General features: G+C 34.9%; 14 protein-coding genes. 12 read left to right on the top strand and 2 right to left on the bottom strand.

The window, feature by feature from the left end:
- The first annotated feature begins 50 nt into the window (after positions 1–50).
- From pfkA to QSV08_RS08635, 3 genes are all read left to right on the top strand, one after another.
- Positions 51–1,037: a 6-phosphofructokinase gene (pfkA, locus tag QSV08_RS08645; RefSeq protein ID WP_324027991.1), complete on the top strand. Its 987-nt coding sequence runs from the start codon at positions 51–53 to the stop codon at positions 1,035–1,037.
- 24 nt (positions 1,038–1,061) lie between these two features.
- Positions 1,062–2,063: a type I glyceraldehyde-3-phosphate dehydrogenase gene (gene gap, locus QSV08_RS08640; RefSeq protein WP_324027990.1), complete on the top strand. Its 1,002-nt coding sequence runs from the start codon at positions 1,062–1,064 to the stop codon at positions 2,061–2,063.
- Positions 2,064–2,150: 87 nt separating this feature from the next.
- Positions 2,151–3,002 carry an N-acetylglucosamine kinase gene (locus QSV08_RS08635; RefSeq protein WP_303599648.1) on the top strand — a complete coding sequence of 284 codons (852 nt, stop codon included), beginning with the start codon at positions 2,151–2,153 and terminating at the stop codon, positions 3,000–3,002.
- A 4-nt stretch (positions 3,003–3,006) separates the two neighbouring features.
- Here the strand turns inward: QSV08_RS08635 and QSV08_RS08630 are convergent, their stop codons facing one another.
- A complete protein-coding gene (locus QSV08_RS08630; RefSeq protein WP_324027989.1) occupies positions 3,007–3,387 on the bottom strand; it encodes a RidA family protein in 381 nt (126 codons plus the stop codon).
- Positions 3,388–3,406: 19 nt separating this feature from the next.
- The gene (locus QSV08_RS08625) at positions 3,407–6,127 is read right to left on the bottom strand and encodes a putative LPS assembly protein LptD (RefSeq protein ID WP_324027988.1); all 2,721 of its coding nucleotides are present in this window, start codon (positions 6,125–6,127) and stop codon (positions 3,407–3,409) included.
- A 143-nt stretch (positions 6,128–6,270) separates the two neighbouring features.
- On the opposite strand from QSV08_RS08625, the gene QSV08_RS08620 reads away from it, so the two are divergent.
- The 9 genes from QSV08_RS08620 (at position 6,271) to QSV08_RS08580 (ending at position 17,125) form a co-directional block, all read left to right on the top strand.
- Positions 6,271–7,566, top strand: a complete 1,296-nt coding sequence (locus QSV08_RS08620; RefSeq protein WP_324027987.1) for an N-acetylmuramoyl-L-alanine amidase family protein — start codon at positions 6,271–6,273, stop codon at positions 7,564–7,566.
- 47 nt (positions 7,567–7,613) lie between these two features.
- Positions 7,614–8,579 carry an MlaD family protein gene (locus tag QSV08_RS08615; RefSeq protein ID WP_324027986.1) on the top strand — a complete coding sequence of 322 codons (966 nt, stop codon included), beginning with the start codon at positions 7,614–7,616 and terminating at the stop codon, positions 8,577–8,579.
- 15 nt (positions 8,580–8,594) lie between these two features.
- Positions 8,595–9,920, top strand: coding sequence for a (Fe-S)-binding protein (locus QSV08_RS08610; RefSeq protein WP_324027985.1), 1,326 nt, complete (start codon positions 8,595–8,597; stop codon positions 9,918–9,920).
- An 8-nt stretch (positions 9,921–9,928) separates the two neighbouring features.
- A complete protein-coding gene (locus QSV08_RS08605; protein ID WP_324027984.1) occupies positions 9,929–10,720 on the top strand; it encodes a (Fe-S)-binding protein in 792 nt (263 codons plus the stop codon).
- An 18-nt stretch (positions 10,721–10,738) separates the two neighbouring features.
- Complete coding sequence (locus QSV08_RS08600) at positions 10,739–11,221, top strand: ABC transporter ATPase (RefSeq protein WP_324027983.1); 483 nt, start codon at positions 10,739–10,741, stop codon at positions 11,219–11,221.
- 94 nt (positions 11,222–11,315) lie between these two features.
- On the top strand, positions 11,316–14,225 hold the full coding sequence (locus QSV08_RS08595) for a glycoside hydrolase family 3 N-terminal domain-containing protein (RefSeq protein WP_324027982.1): 2,910 nt from the start codon (positions 11,316–11,318) through the stop codon (positions 14,223–14,225).
- Between the two features lie 19 nt (positions 14,226–14,244).
- Positions 14,245–15,384, top strand: a complete 1,140-nt coding sequence (gene bshA, locus QSV08_RS08590; protein ID WP_324027981.1) for an N-acetyl-alpha-D-glucosaminyl L-malate synthase BshA — start codon at positions 14,245–14,247, stop codon at positions 15,382–15,384.
- Entirely contained in the window at positions 15,377–15,823 is a 447-nt protein-coding gene (locus tag QSV08_RS08585) for a hypothetical protein (RefSeq protein WP_324027980.1), read from the top strand. Before bshA ends, QSV08_RS08585 begins: the two co-directional genes overlap by 8 nt.
- A gap of 120 nt (positions 15,824–15,943) precedes the next feature.
- A complete protein-coding gene (locus QSV08_RS08580; protein ID WP_324027979.1) occupies positions 15,944–17,125 on the top strand; it encodes an OmpA family protein in 1,182 nt (393 codons plus the stop codon).
- The last annotated feature ends 31 nt before the right edge of the window (positions 17,126–17,156 follow it).

Here is a 17,156-nt window from a genome sequence, read left to right as displayed (position 1 = left end):
TATTCCAATTTCAACTAAGATTTCTTACTTTCGTTGGCTTAAATTTTTCAATGTCTTCAGAAATAAAAAAAATAGCAGTACTGACTTCAGGAGGTGATTCACCAGGTATGAATGCTGCCATAAGATCAGTTGTTCGTACGTGTGCATACTTGAAGGTAGATTGTGTTGGAATCTATAGAGGGTATCAAGGTATGATAGAGGGCGATTTTAAACCAATGGACGCCCGTAGTGTAAATAATATTATTAATAAAGGTGGTACTATACTTAAGTCTGCTCGTTGCGATGATTTTAGAACTCCAGAAGGTAGAAAAACAGCGCATGAGGAGTTACTAAAAGCAGGAATAGATGCATTTGTTGTAATAGGTGGTGATGGTAGTTTTACTGGTGCCATGATATTTAACAGAGAATACAATTTTCCTGTTATAGGTATACCTGGTACTATTGATAATGATATTTTCGGTACAACATTCACATTAGGTTTTGACACGGCGTTAAATACTGTGGTAGAATGTATTGATAAAATTAGAGATACGGCAAGTTCTCACAACAGGCTTTTCTTCGTAGAAGTAATGGGTAGAGATGTTGGTCATATTGCATTGAACGCAGGTGTTGGTGCAGGTGCTGAAGAAATTTTAATACCAGAAGAGAATTTAGGTTTAGATAGATTACTTGAATCTTTAAAAAGAAGTAAAGAGTCAGGTAAATCTTCAAGTATTGTAATTGTTGCCGAAGGTGATAAATCTGGTAAAAATGTATTCGAACTTAAAGAATATGTTGAGGAACATTTACCAATATATGACGTGCGTGTATCTGTACTAGGGCATATGCAAAGAGGTGGTGCGCCATCTTGTTATGATCGTGTGCTTGCAAGTAGAATGGGAGTAAAGGCTGTAGAGGCTTTGTTAGAGGGTAAAACAAACCTTATGGTGGGTATACAAGATAACAAACTTACATTAACGCCAATCAACAAGGCGATTAAAGGGCATACAAAAATTGATAAGGAGCTTATAAGAGTTTCAGAAATAATGACTACATAATTTTAAAAATTAAAAATAGAGAAAATGTCAAATTTAAAAATAGGAATTAACGGTTTCGGTAGAATAGGTAGATTGGTCTTCAGAACTACAATTAAGCGTGGTGATGTAGATGTAGTAGCTATCAACGATTTATTAGATGTTGAGCACTTAGCTTACTTATTGAAATATGATTCAGTTCACGGTAAATTCGATGGTACTGTTGATGTAAAAGATGGTCACTTAATCGTAAACGGTAAAACTGTACGAATTACTGCAGAAAGAGATCCTAAAAATTGTAAGTGGGATGAAGTAGGTGCTACAACTGTTGCTGAATGTACTGGTATTTTTACAACATTAGAAACTGCTCAATATCATATTGATGGTGGTACTAAGAAAGTAGTTATATCTGCACCTTCTAAAGATGCACCAATGTTCGTAGTAGGTGTAAACCATAAAGATGTTAAAGCAACTGATACTATTGTTTCTAATGCATCTTGTACTACAAACTGTTTAGCTCCTTTAGCTAAAGTTGTTAATGATAACTTCGGTATTGAAGAAGCATTGATGACTACGGTTCATGCAACTACTGCTACGCAAATGACTGTTGATGGTCCTTCTAGAAAAGACTGGAGAGGTGGTAGAAGTGCAATGTTAAATATTATACCTGCATCTACAGGTGCTGCTGTTGCAGTAACGAAGGTGATACCTGAATTGAAAGGAAAACTTACTGGTATGGCTTTTAGAGTGCCAACTGCTGATGTTTCTGTAGTAGATTTAACTGTGAAAGTTAAAAAAGCAACTTCTTTAGCGGAGATTAAAAAAGCTTTTAAAGCAGCTTCTGAAGGTGAATTAAAAGGTGTGTTAGGTTATACAGAAGAGAGCGTTGTTTCTCAAGATTTTATTGGCGATCCTAGAACTAGTATTTTTGATGCAGGAGCTTGTATCGAATTAAACTCTACGTTCTTCAAGTTAATTTCTTGGTATGATAACGAAGCTGGTTTCTCCAATAAAATGGTAGACTTAATGCAGCACGTTAATACGTTATAACCATCATTTTAGTATAACAAAGATATATCCTGAAAATGAGGCAGTTTTTCCTTATTTTCAGGTTTATTTTTTAAAGACATTCGGTATATGATTTTAATAGTAGATAGTGGTGCGACCAAGTCAGATTGGATTGCATTGGATGAAAATGGCGAACAACTTTTTTTAACGCAAACTTTAGGGTTGAGTCCTGAGGTGTTGACGAAAGATGTTATTGAAGATCGCTTAGCGAATAATTTTGAACTTTCTAAAAATAGAGAAAAGGTGTCACACCTTTATTTCTATGGTGCCGGTTGTGGTACCGATCGTATGAAGTTATTTTTAAAGGCAATCTTTAAAGATTATTTCCCTAATGCAAAAGCCGATGTAAAAGAAGATACGTATGCTGCCATATTTGCTACAACAAAAGTTGGTCATCAAGGTATCGTTTGTATTTTGGGTACGGGTTCTAACTGTAGTTATTATGATGGTAATCAGTTATTTCAGAAAGTAACATCATTGGGTTATATACCTATGGATGATGGTAGTGGAAATTTCTTTGGGCGTAAGCTTATTCGTGATTACTATTTTCATAAAATGCCGTCTGATTTAGCACATAAATTTGCTGCTTCTCATGATTTGGATGCTGATGTAATCAAAGAAAACTTATACAAGCAGCCTAACCCAAATACGTACTTAGCAACCTTTGCTCGTTTTTTAATAGAGAACAAAGATCACCCGTATGCTAAAGGTGTTATAGATAAAGGCTTTCAGCAATTTATAAATAACTACGTAATGCAATTTGAATTGGCGACGAAGGTTCCAATCAATTTTGTAGGAAGTATTGCGCATTATCTAAGAGATGAATTAACTTCTGTATTGCTTAGAAATGATTTAATTGTTGGTGTAATTAGACAAAGACCTATTGAAGGTTTGGTCGATTTTCACAGATCTAATATGTAAGATTTTATTTTACGGCAATCATAGAAATTTCAACATTTACGAACTTAGGTAAATTTGCAACTTCTACTGTTTCTCTTGCTGGTGCAGTTTCTGCATTAAAATAAGAAGCATATACTTCGTTTACTTCAGTGAATTGTTTCATGTCACTAAGAAAAATAGACGACTTCACAACATTTTCAAAGGTCATTTCAGCTTCGGTTAAAATGGCCTTTAAATTTTCCATAGACTGTTTTGTCTCTAGTTTTATATCTCCAGAAACCAATTCTCCACTTTTAGGGTCTAAAGGAATTTGACCAGAAATATATAAGGTTCCGTTGCTTAAAGTTGCTTGATTGTATGGTCCTATAGGTGAAGGAGCATTAACTGTATTGATGATTTTTTTCATGGTCAATAAAATTTAGATGTTAGTTTTGGCTTCTGTTTTCCCACTTAAGATCTTTAAGTATCGAAGAATCTATACCGATAAAGAAGTACCATCTTTTATAAGTTCCGAAGGGTGTCCAATTAAAACGCATGGTAAAACTCTTTAAATCTCTTTGAAAACGCAATTGGGTTAATGTAAAACCTTGGTTTTTGAAATCGTAACCAGAGGATCCGCCTACAGACCAACGTGGTGCAAGTTCTATATCTCCAGAGAACATTAATGAGTGACTGCTAAACTCACTTTGTCGAGCTGAATTGCTGTAGTTGGCAGAATAGGCAAGTCTAAAGTTCCATGGAATTTTGGTGCCGAATATTGGATTCTCTACATCAGAATTTTTATCATCTTTTCTAACGGGGTTAGAATTGAAATCATCGGCTCTACCAAAAAGGTCATCATCTCTACCACCACTTTGAGCTACATAATCAAAGGGGTCTAGCTCTTCTTCGTCATCTCTGTCTTTATCGTCTTTTTTACCGAACATTTCGCTGCTAATGGAGTATGATACATTGGCGTTTGCTCTTGTTAATCTAAAAAGACTTCCGCCATTATCAATATTCCAAGTGTCTATTCGAGTTCCGTTGTTATCAATTGCATAAGGGTCTAAGCCGGCAGAAAAGTTAATAGACATCTTGTTGTCAAGTATGTTAGTACCTCCGTTAATACTCACCGGATTCAATTTTAAGGAATCTGACTCAAAATTATATCCCGTAGAAATATTAAAATTGCTTAATAGCGATATTTTCTTGGGTTCAGTTTTGGTGGAATCCTTATCTCTTACTTTTGCTTCTAATGTATTGGCTAAAGAGAAGCTTAGGCTATTAGATTTTCCTAATGATGGTGCTCCGTTTAATGTTCCTTGAAATCGACTGTATTGTACATCGACACCATCTTCGTCAAGATACTCGTCGTAAAACTGTTCAAATGATGGCGCATAGCCATAGCTCAATGATGGTCTTACGGTGTGCCTTAGAGCTTGAAATTTTTTGTCCTCACCAAAAACATAGGTTCCATATAGGGTGGTTCCAACACTTGCGCTGAAATTATAGGTGTTGTAACGGTCAAATCCGCTAACAGTATCTATTACGACTTCTTCTAGGTCATTGTCATAACTTCTGTTGTACGTTTCTAAAGACCAAACATCTTCATAGTTACCACCGACACTAACACTAAAAAATTTGGCTACTTTGAAGTTGGTTGCAATTGGGATACTGTGACTAACACCTGCACGAGCATTGTCGAACATTTTGGTAGTTAAAAAATCTTCATCGTTAGTAGTAAGCCTATTTTGTGCATTTACACTATACTGAAAATTGATGTTGTCAATAATTCCCTTTTTTATGCCATCTCGCTTTACGAAAGGGTAAATACGCTCTACACTTGCTTGAAATGTAGGTAAGGTCATGGTGATGTTATCTGTATCAGATTCTGTGGCAGTAGCTGAAGTTAATTGCGAATGTGTAGCCGTTAAACTCATATTCACCGACGGATAATTGGGAAACGTTTTGGAATACGATATCGATGATGATAAGGTGTTATTCTGGGTATTGGGTAAATTTCGTTGTTGTAAAGAATTTCGGTAATACTCACTACTACCCAAGTTTACAGACGCTGAAAATCGTGAATTCGGACTCGATTTAGTATCCTGCGAATGTGAAAATTGAATATTATAATTTCTTGACAAACTATAGTCACTAAAGCCTTTTTGACTAGTAACTTGATTTTCAAATCTTAAGTTAATATTACCTCGATATTTATAGCGTTTCGTGTAAATAGAAGCGGTTCTAAATGCGTAACTACCATTGGTGTAAAAATCTCCAGAAAGTGTAACATCTGCATAATCTCCTAAAGGTACATAGTATCCCATGTCCTGTAGAAAATACCCTGTATTTGGGTCATTACCAAAAGAGGGCATTAAAATACCTGCGGATCTACCTTGCGAAAGTGGAAAATATGCAAAAGGCATAGCAATAGGCGTTGGTACATCTGCAATATATAAATTACTGAAACCAGCAATTACCTTCTTTTTAGGTACAAATTTTGCTTTTCTTACACGTATGTAATAATCTGGGTTTATAGTATCTGTAGATGTGGTCAGCTTTCCTTCACTTAAAAAATAGACCGAGTCATTTTCCTTTTTGGTGATTTCAGCATAAACTTTCATAGCATCACTACCTAAAGCACCTGCTGCTGCTTGTTGTTCTGTTCTCGAATTCCAGATAAGTGCTTTTTGAGTGTCAAAATTAAAGCGAATAGAATCTGGTATAACAATATTGGTGCCTTGTTTGAAGTAAGGTAGTTGCGTATAATTGCCTAAAGAATCTATCATTCTACCGGCATAAACTTCATTTTTTATATAATCCATTATAATAACACCAGCTTTTAGTTCGGTATCTTGATAATAGATTTCTGCTTCGTTATAGAGGTAAATTTTATTTTCTTTTTGACTTAATTTTACATAGTCTTTTGCCTTGTATGTTATTTTATCTAACAGTAAAGGTGGTTTTTGATTTAGAGAATCAGCAACTAAAGAATCATTGGCAATGGAGTCTCTTATAGCGGTTGGCGGAAACAATGGCGCGATTATTGAATCTCTTTCTGCTTTGATATTAAGAGTCGTGATTTTACCTTCTTGACCAACAGCGTAAAAAGCATTGGCAAAGACGAAGAATAGGAAAAGTAAGTAATGTTTGTTTGATTGCAAGGCTATATATCCTATTTTTGTAAAGGTTTGGCGGTCCAATGAGCCGTTATTTAAGATGTCAAACTTACATATATTTTTTAATCCCTATGTAGCGTCTTACAATAAATTTAACCATTATCAGGGCGATATAATCCCTAACACATATGAAAATAAAATTCTTTAGCATTTCTTTAGTTTTAACAACAGCGTTATTACTTCTGTCTTTTACGGCGCCTGATGAGGAAATCAAATCAGATGATCCTTTTATTGTTGTACTTGATGCAGGGCACGGTGGTCATGATCCTGGTAACTTAGGAAATGGCTATTTAGAGAAAAAAATAGCCTTAAATATTGTTTTGAAAGTAGGTGAAATACTTTCTAAGAATAAAGATATTAAAGTTATATACACTCGTAAAGACGATACATTTATTGATTTGTATGTTAGGGGAGAGGTAGTAAATAAGGCAAATGCAGATTTATTTGTATCGGTGCATTGCGATTCTCATACTTCAGATGCGCATGGTGCAGGTACCTTTGTATTAGGTCTTCATGCCAACAAACAAAATTTTGAAATAGCTAAGAAAGAAAACTCGGTAATATACTTAGAGGATAATTACGAGAATAGATATGCCGATTACGACATTAATTCTCCAGAATCTGTTATCGGATTAACCATTATGCAAGAAGAATTTTTAGATCAAAGTGTAGCTTTGGCGACAATGATTCAAGAGAATTTTTCTAGTAAGCTAAAAAGAACAGATAGAAAAGTGAAGCAAGCGGGTTTTATTGTATTGCATCAAACTTTTATGCCAAGTGTTTTAGTTGAAACTGGATTCTTAACCAATAAAGATGAAGGGGCTTATTTAAATTCGACAAAAGGTCAGAATGATATGGGCGAGGCAATTGCTAAGGCAATATTACATTATAAAGAAGGTGTTCAGCCAACAGTACAATCTGTAACTACTACAGTTGCTAAGCCTAAGGCACCGCCAGTAAAAGAAGCGGTTATAGAAAAGGTTGAAGAAAAAAAGGAAGTAGTTGTCGAACCAGTAAAAGAGGTAGTTGCTGAAGTAGAGCAACCAAAAGAAATTATTTCTACACCTAAAGTTGAAGAGGTTAAAGAAGTAGTAGCAGAAGTACCTGTTGTGGAGGTAAAAGAAGCAATTAATGAAAAAGAAGTGGCGAATTCTATTGTCTTTAAAATTCAATTGATGGCAAGTAGTAAGAATGTAGCTCTTAGTTCTAGTAATTTTAAAGGACTATCTAATCTTTCTCAAGAACCTTTTAAAAACTTGTATCGTTATATGTACGGCGAAACAAGGTCGTATAGAGAAGCTAAAATGATGCAGTCTCAAGCTCAAGAAAAGGGGTATGCAACTGCTTATATTGTTGCCTATAAATTGGGCGAAAGAATTCCGATTCAAGATGCTATTGACGAGGTTTCTAATTTTACACCTTAAAGTGTAAATATTATTCATAATTTTGAGAGTACTAAAAATATAATTGCTTGAAACTATCTAGAGAATTAAAAACAGGAATTATTGTTATAGGTGGCATATTACTGTTCATCATGGGATTCAGCTATTTAAAGTCGACTCCACTTTTTGATAATAGTAAAACATTTTTTGCCGTATACCCAAATGTTGGCGGTTTACAATCTGGTACTACTGTCTCTATTAACGGCTTTAGTGTTGGTAAGGTTAACGATATCAAATTTTTAGATGATAAAGGAAATCTGTTAGTGACTTTTACAGTTGGTAATAAATTTAAATTTTCTAAAAATAGTACCGTTGAATTATATGATACTGGTATCATAGGAGGTAAGGGATTACAAATAAAGCCCATATTTGATCAAGCTTTTGCACAATCGGGTGATACACTACGTACAGAAACTAGACCTGGTATTACAGATTTGGCACAGCAAAAACTAAATCCGTTAGTACGTAAAGTAGAATCGGCTATTTCTGGTGCAGACTCTGTTTTGGTTAATGTAAATTCTGTTTTAGATGAAAAGACTAAAAGAGAACTGAAAGAGGTAATTGGCGGTTTAAATACTTTGATTACGACTTTGAACGGTAGTGCTACGCAACTTAATTCGGTGTTAGCTGGTAATAAAGAAAAGCTAAATAGCTCATTTGAAAATTTTGAACAACTAACAGCTAATTTCGCAAAGCTTTCAGATTCATTGAATTCTGCAGGTTTAGGTAGAACTTTGGCAAGTTTAGAATCTACTATGGCTAGTTTAGATAAGGTGACAGAAAAAATTGAAAATGGCGATGGATCACTTGGGTTACTTATGAATGATAAAGAATTGTATGGTAATCTAAATAGTGCATCACACGAGTTAGATTTATTGTTACAAGATTTTCGTTTAAATCCGAAGAGGTATGTAAACGTTTCTGTTTTTGGTAAAAAGCAGAAAGATTACGAAGTACCAGAAGATGATCCAGCGGCAAATTCAATTGAGAAGTAAAGAAGATTAATTTATATGCAATATCTCCCTAATATTATTTTTGTAGTCCTGCTAATAGTAGGTATTGGTTTCTTTGTAAAAAATGTTTCAAGGTTGAAACGAAATATTTTTTTAGGTAAAGAAGCTTCGGTAACAGATAACAAGCCACAACGTTGGAAAAACATGGCAAAGATTGCTCTCGGGCAATCTAAAATGGTGGTGCGCCCAATTGCAGGAGCACTTCATATCATTGTTTATGTTGGTTTTGTTATTATAAACATTGAAGTTCTAGAAATTATTTTAGATGGTATTTTTGGTACGCATAGAATGTTTGCGGTATTAGGACCTGTTTATGATTTCTTAATTGGATCATTCGAGGTTTTAGCTTTATTGGTTATAATAGCTGTTGTTGTTTTCTGGTTTAGAAGGAATGTAATAAAACTAAAACGGTTCTTTAAACCAGAAATGGAAGGATGGCCTAAAAAAGACGGAAATTTTATTCTTTATATAGAGCTTGTATTAATGGTCTTATTTTTGACCATGAACGGTGCAGACTACCAATTGCAGCAAATGGGCGCAGAACATTATGCTGCTGCTGGGTCTTTCCCAATCAGTAGTTTTATAGCTCCTATGTTTGAGGGTATGTCTATTTCTACTTTGGTATTAATAGAACGTACAGCTTGGTGGGTACATATTGCTGGAATTTTATTTTTCCTAAACTACTTATACTACTCAAAGCACCTTCATATTCTTTTGGCTTTCCCAAATACCTATTATGGTAAATTGACCCCAAAAGGACAATTTAGAAATTTACAGTCTGTTACGGATGAAGTTCGTATGATGATGGATCCAGATGCTGATCCTTATGCAGAACCTGCTGAAGATGCTGCTGTTCCAGATAAGTTTGGGGCATCAGACGTGCAAGATTTAAGTTGGATACAATTGCTAAATGCATATACATGTACAGAATGTGGTCGTTGTACCAGTGAATGTCCTGCAAACCAAACAGGAAAGAAATTATCTCCTCGTAAGATTATGATGGATACCCGTGATCGTTTAGAAGAAGTGGGTAAGAATATAGATGCGAATAATGGTGAGTTTAAAGACGATGGTAAGCAATTACTGAACGATTTTATTACTCCCGAAGAATTATGGGCATGTACATCATGTAATGCATGTGTAGAGGCCTGCCCAATTAGTATTGACCCTCTTTCTATTATTATGGATATGAGACAGTATTTGGTTATGGAAGAATCTGCAGCTCCTACAGATTTGAATAACATGATGGGGAATATTGAGAATAACGGAGCACCGTGGCCATTTAACCAAATGGACCGTTTAAATTGGAGTAAAGAATCTTAAAGATAGATATGGCAAGTGAATTAAAAGTGCCTACAATGGCAGAATTTTTTGCGTCGGGAACCGTACCTGAAGTTTTGTTTTGGGTAGGTTGTGCTGGTAGTTTTGATGATAGAGCAAAGAAAATAACGAAAGCCTTCGTAAAGATTTTGAATAAGGCTAATGTCTCTTTTGCAGTACTTGGTACAGAAGAAAGTTGTACGGGTGATCCTGCAAAACGTGCTGGTAATGAGTTTTTGTTTCAGATGCAAGCAGTAACTAATATAGAGGTGCTGAACGCTTATGAAATAAAAAAAATAGTAACAGCGTGTCCGCATTGTTTTAATACGATAAAAAACGAATACCCTGGCTTAGGTGGTAACTACGAAGTTGTACACCATACGCAGTTTCTTAAAGATTTACTGAACGATGGAAGAATTTCTATGGAAGGCGGTCACTTTAAAGGGAAACGTATTACATTTCACGATCCTTGCTATTTAGGTAGAGCTAACGGAGTATACGAGGCTCCAAGAGATTTAATTAGAAAGCTAGATGCGGAGCTTATCGAGATGAAAAGCTGCAAACAAAGAGGTCTTTGTTGTGGTGCTGGTGGTGCTCAAATGTTCAAAGAGCCTGAAAAGGGAGATAAGGATGTGAATATTGAGCGTACAGAGCAAGCATTAGAAACAAAACCAGAAATTATAGCGGCAGGTTGTCCTTTCTGCAACACGATGATGACAGATGGTGTTAAGAATAAAGAAAAAGAAGGTGATGTTCAAGTAATGGATATTGCTGAGATGATTGCAACGGCTGAAGACTTATAATAGTTAAAAAATTAAAATTTGTTAGTAGAATTTAACACATTACCTGAAACTGCAAGAGTTTGGATATATCAATGTAACCGTTCATTTTCTGAAAAGGAAATAGCGGAAATTGGTTCGGACTTAGATACTTTTTTAACTTCATGGACCGCTCACGGTAATGATTTAAATGCAGGTTACGAGATAAAGTATAAGCGTTTTATAGTGATTGCTCTTGATCAAACTACCCAAGGGGCTACGGGTTGCTCTATAGATGCTTCTGTACATTTTATACAGGCTTTAGAAAAGAAGTATGATGTTCTTCTGTTAGATAAAATGAACGTTTCGTACAAACAAGGGGAGTTTGTAGCTTATAAAAGCTTAATTGATTTTAAGGCTATGGCGAAGCAAAAAGCCATTTCTAAAAACACAATTGTATTTAACAATCTGGTTACCAATAAAGGAGAGTATCTTGAGCATTGGGAAGTACCTGCTTCAGAGAGTTGGCATGCTCGTTTCCTTTAACATAATTTCTTCTTAAGTATCAGATTTTATTGGGTTTTATCGATGAAATGCAATAATTTCAATCCATAATAGTTATCTCAGTACATATATTTTTATGCGCTATATTTTTATTCTTATTTGTGGATTGTTTTGCTGTTCAAGTTTGCTTGCTCAAAACCCCTTAGTAACCAAAGACAGCACTGCTCAACAGAGATGGGTAGATGCGCAGTATGCTCAAATGAGCTTAGATCAAAGACTTGGTCAGCTATTTATGGTAAGCGTTGCTTCTAATCAAAGTAAGCAAGCTACTGATCAAATTAAGAATTTAATACTTCAAGAGCATCTGGGTGGCGTTATCTTTTCTAAAGGCGGACCAGTAAGACAAGCAAAACTTACAAATGATTATCAAGCTGCTTCAAAAATTCCATTACTTATTGGAATGGATGCGGAATGGGGACTTTCCATGAGATTAGATTCTACCTATGCATTCCCATGGAATATGACTTTGGGTGCTATTCAAGATAATTCGATTGTAGAAAAAGTAGGCTATCAAATAGGTAAGCATGCAAAACGTTTAGGAGTGCAAATAAATTTTGCTCCAGATTTAGACATCAATACAAATCCGAAAAATCCAATTATAGGCAATCGTTCTTTTGGTGAGAATAGAGATAATGTAGTTGCGAAAGGAACCGCTTTCGCCCGAGGTATGGAGAGTGCTGGGGTATTGGCAAATGGGAAGCATTTTCCCGGTCATGGTGATACAGAAGTAGATTCTCATCACAATTTGCCGGTAATTCCGTTCTCAAGAAAGCGATTAGATAGTTTAGAACTATATCCGTTTAAAAAATTAATCAGTTCAGGTTTAAGTAGTATAATGGTAGCACACTTAGAGGTGCCTGCACTTGAAATGAAAAAAGGAATGCCTTCTTCTTTATCAGAACAAATCATATCCGGAATTTTAAAAGAAGAATTAGGTTACGAGGGATTAATTTTTACCGATGCCCTGAATATGAAAGGGGTTTCTACAAAAGGTAAAGATGGTAGTGTTGAGTTGGATGCATTTATGGCAGGTAATGATATGTTATTAATGCCAGAGAATATTGTAAGCGCAAAAGAAAAATTAACCAAAGCTTACGAAAAGGGTAAGTTGTCTGAAGAGCGTTTGGCTTATTCCGTCAAAAAAATATTACAGGCAAAATATAAGGCTGGTTTAAACAAGTATAAGCCCGTACAAATAGAAAACTTATATGAAGATTTAAATAGCCTTGAAGATGATATTATTTACGAACAAGCTATTGAGAAAGCGATTACGGTTGTAAAGAATAAACTAGATTTATTATCTATTAAAAACCTTGACAATAAGAAAATTGCTTATGTGAAAATGGGCGATTCTGATAACGAGGCATTTGTTAAAGGGCTAAAGAATTATGCCGATGTTACGGTAGTTGAGGCAAATGACATTAATACCTTAAAAGTAAAATTAAGGGATTTTAATTTAGTTATTGTAGGGCATCATAAGAGTAATGAAAGTCCGTGGAAATCATATAAATTTTCAACTAAAGAATTGAATTGGTTGCAAGCAATTGGCAGCGAACGAACTTCAAATCTTATTCTTTGTGTTTTTGCTAAACCTTATGCGTTATCAGATATCAAATCATATGATACAATTGATGCGGTGGTAATGTCTTACCAAAATAGCGACATCGCACAAGAGAAAACAGCAGAAATTTTGTTTGGGGCTGTTGGGGCGACAGGTAAATTACCTGTAACGGCGCATGAAGACTTTCCTGTTAGCACGGGCGTTCAAATTAAAGCCCTAAGTAGATTAGGTTATAGCATTCCAGAACGTGTAGGTATGAGTTCTAAGGGACTAAGAGAAATAGATGAGTTAATGAGTCATGGGTTAGATAGTTTAATGTTTCCTGGAGCTCAGGTTTTAGTAGCAAGAAAAGGAAAGGTTATCTACCAGAAAAGTTTTGGTAAGCCAACATACGATAGCAAAGAAAAGATTACCAATGAATATATCTATGACTTGGCTTCTCTGACAAAAATATTAGCCACATTACCCATGGTAATGAAAATGGAGGAAGAGGGCAGGATAGGTTTGAACAATACTTTTGAAGAATTGGTGCCAAATTACTCAAATACCGAAATTAAAAATGTAACCGTTTTAAAAGCACTTTCGCATTATGGTCGTTTGCCAGCGTGGATTCCTTTTTACATCAATACATTAGACGAAAATAAAAAGCCTTCAGGTGAATTTTATAGAAACTCACCATTGCCCGGGTTTTCAACTAAAGTATATGATAATCTGTACTTAGCAGATGCTTACAAAGATTCAATTTATAATAGAATCGGTAGACAAGATTTAAAGTCTAATAGATACCGTTACAGCGACGTTCCGTATTATGTTATGAAAAAGGTTGTTGAAGAAAGTTACGGTCAAAGGCTAGACGGATTAACAAATAGCTTTCTTTATAATAGAATTGGTGCAAACCACACCTCATACAATCCTTTAGAGAAATTTGACAAGAATATGATTGTACCTTCTGAGGAGGATAATTATTATAGATATGGTACAGTACAAGGTTACGTTCATGATATGGGTGCAGCAATGCAAGCAGGAGTCGGTGGTCATGCCGGACTCTTTAGTAACTCTAATGACATTGCAAAAATTATGCAAATGTATCTTCAAGATGGGTATTATGGCGGCACTAAATTTTTCGATTCTAGAACGGTTAAAAAATTCAATACCTGTTATTTTTGTGATAACAATGTGCGTAGGGGAGTAGGTTTTGATAAACCACAGCTACAACATAGTGGTCCGACCTGTGGTTGTGTTTCAAGAAAAAGTTTCGGACATAGTGGTTTTACAGGAACGTATACTTGGGCAGATCCAGAAGAAGAAATTGTCTACGTATTTTTATCGAACAGAACATATCCATCTGCATCTAACACACTTTTAGTTAAATCTGGGTTAAGAACCAGAATTCAACAGGTTATTTACGATTCAATTCTGAATTAAAAAAGGTAATTTTGTTGTAATGAAAATAGCAATAGTATGTTACCCTACCTTTGGCGGTAGTGGTGTTGTCGCAACAGAATTAGGAATTGCATTGGCTAACAGAGGTCATGAAATTCATTTTATTACCTACAAGCAACCTGTTCGTTTAGAGTTGTTAAGTAATAAAATATTTTTTCATGAAGTTCATGTGCCAGAATATCCACTGTTTCATTATCAGCCTTATGAATTAGCATTATCTAGCAAGTTGGTTGATACTATTAAACTTCACAAAATAGATTTACTACATGTTCATTATGCTATACCACATGCATATGCTGGGTATATGGCAAAGAAAATGTTAGAAGAAGAGGGTATTTACGTACCTATGATTACAACATTGCATGGTACCGATATTACTTTAGTTGGTAAACACCCTTTTTATAAGCCAGCAGTTACTTTTAGTATCAACCAATCTGATGTAGTTACTTCGGTTTCTGAGAGTTTAAAACAAGGTACTTTAGATACTTTTGATATTAAAGGCAATATAGAAGTTATCCCGAACTTTATCGATGCTAAAAAATATAGTACATCTTTTACCGATTGCCAAAGGTCTAATATGGCAACCGAAGGTGAGCGAATAGTTACACACATAAGTAATTTTAGAAAAGTAAAACGTATACCTGATGTCGTTAAGATATTCAGTAAAATTCAACTTCAAATTCCTTCTAAACTTATTATGGTAGGTGAAGGTCCTGAGAAAGAAGGTGCAGAACGTTTATGCGAAGAATTAGGTATAGCAGATAAGGTGATATTTTTGGGTAACAGTAATGAAATCGATAAGATTTTATGCTTTTCAGATTTATTTTTACTGCCTTCAGAGACAGAAAGCTTTGGACTAGCAGCACTTGAGGCTATGATAAACAAGGTTCCTGTGATTTCTAGTAATGCTGGTGGTATTCCAGAAGTGAATACAGAAGGCGTTAGTGGATTTTTAAGTGACGTAGGTGATATTAATGATATGGCCGCAAAAGCAATTACCATTTTAAAGAGCGATAGCGTGCTAGAACGGTTTAAACTGAATGCCTTAAAAGAGGCACAACGTTTTGATATTCAAAAAGTGGTACCGCTTTATGAAGAGGTATACGAAAGAGCTTATAAAGGTAGATTCAAAAATGCTTAAATATTTCACTTGTTTTTTTCTATTAGCTATAATTCAGCTGAATTCTTGTAAGAGCACTGCTCAAAGTAGTTTGCAAGAATCTAATGATACCGTTATGGAACTTATCTTAAATGAAAATTATAGCGGCTTTGAACAAGAAGAGTATCTATTAATAAAGAATCAGAAAGAATTAAACGCTTTTTACGGTAAAATAAACCGTTCCAGAAAACCAGGATTGACTCCGCCTTCAATAGATTTCAATACCGAAATGATTCTTATTTGGTGTGGCGATAGTACAGCTTCTAATTATGCTGATTTAGAATTGAACGAGAAGGCTGGTTATTTACAAATTCATAAGCTTAAAACTACAGCATCTAAAGAAGAAAATGGTTTTATTGTAAGTCCTTTCAGCATGTATAAGTTGCCTTTAAGTACAAAATCTCTGAAAATTCAAAAGTAATTAGTCGATAATTATTCTACATTCAACTATCAAACGATTTTAATTGCTGTATAAAGTAATTATTTGTTAAGTACCTCACCTACAACTAATTTTACATTTTATAACCCCAAATTTATAATTATGAAAACTACTCCTATTTTTAGTTTTTTATTACTTCTTATGGTATCATCCGTCACTTTTGCTCAAGATGAACTTCAAATTACGGCAAAGGATAGTATTGTACAAAGCTCTTGGATTTTCGGTGTCGGTTTGAATGCTGTAGATGATTCGGGTAATGTTTTTGACGGTATTTTTAATGTAGGTCAAGAATGGAATATTGTCCCTTTTCCTTCTCGAGTAAGTATCGGTAGATATTTTAAAAGTGGACTTGGTCTAGAAGCTGTTGGAACTTATAATCAATATAAAGAAGGTAATATTATTGATGCTGTGGTTATTACTGATAATATCAGTTATTTTGGAATTGATAGTAGGGTTACTTATGACATTAATAAAATAATAGGAGAAACTGGCTGGTTCGATCCATATGTAGGTATTGGTGCGGGTTATACAGATGCAAATAATAAAGGTAGAGGAACCTATAATGCAGTTGTCGGTTTTAGAACATGGTTTTCTGATAGATGGGGATTAGACTTTAGCTCTACGGGCAAATGGGCTATGAGTCAAAATGGAGGCGCTACAAATCATATACAGCATGCAGCGGGCGTGGTTTATCAATTTGGTATTGAAAAAGGACTTTCTGAACTCGGTGAAGAGAAATTAGAACTTTTAGCTGCCATCGAGAAAGAAAAACAACGTCAAAGAGATTCAATCAATGAAGTTAATCGTTTAAAAGACGAATTGTTATTGGCAGAAAGACTTAAAAAACAACAAGAGGAAGATGCATTGGCTGCAGCTGAAAAAGCAAAAGTAGATGCGATTAATAAGCGTAAAGCAGAAATTAAATCTAAAATTGAGAATTTAGGTAATGTATATTTTGGTTTAAATTCTTCGGTTGTTAATTCTTCATCTAAAAAAGTGTTAGACTCTTTAGTTCAGGTTTTAGAAGAAATACCATCATTAACTTTAAAGATTACTTCTCACACAGATTCTCGAGGAACCTCGAAGTATAATGATTGGTTATCGCAGCGTAGGGTCGATAAAACTAAAGACTACTTATTGTCTAAAGGCGTATCTGCTGATAAGTTAACAACAGAAGCTTATGGTGAAACCATGTTATTGAATGAGTGTGATGACAATACCTATTGTCCTGAAGAAAAACACGCAGTTAACAGACGTTCTGAGTTTGTGATACTAGAATTCTAGTAAAGAATAACGTTGATTGTTTTGTATAAAT

It is taken from the genome of Maribacter sp. BPC-D8, from assembly GCF_035207705.1.
GTDB lineage: Bacteria > Bacteroidota > Bacteroidia > Flavobacteriales > Flavobacteriaceae > Maribacter.
Note: the sequence above shows the minus strand (reverse complement) of the source record. Positions and strands in the feature narration are given on the sequence as shown.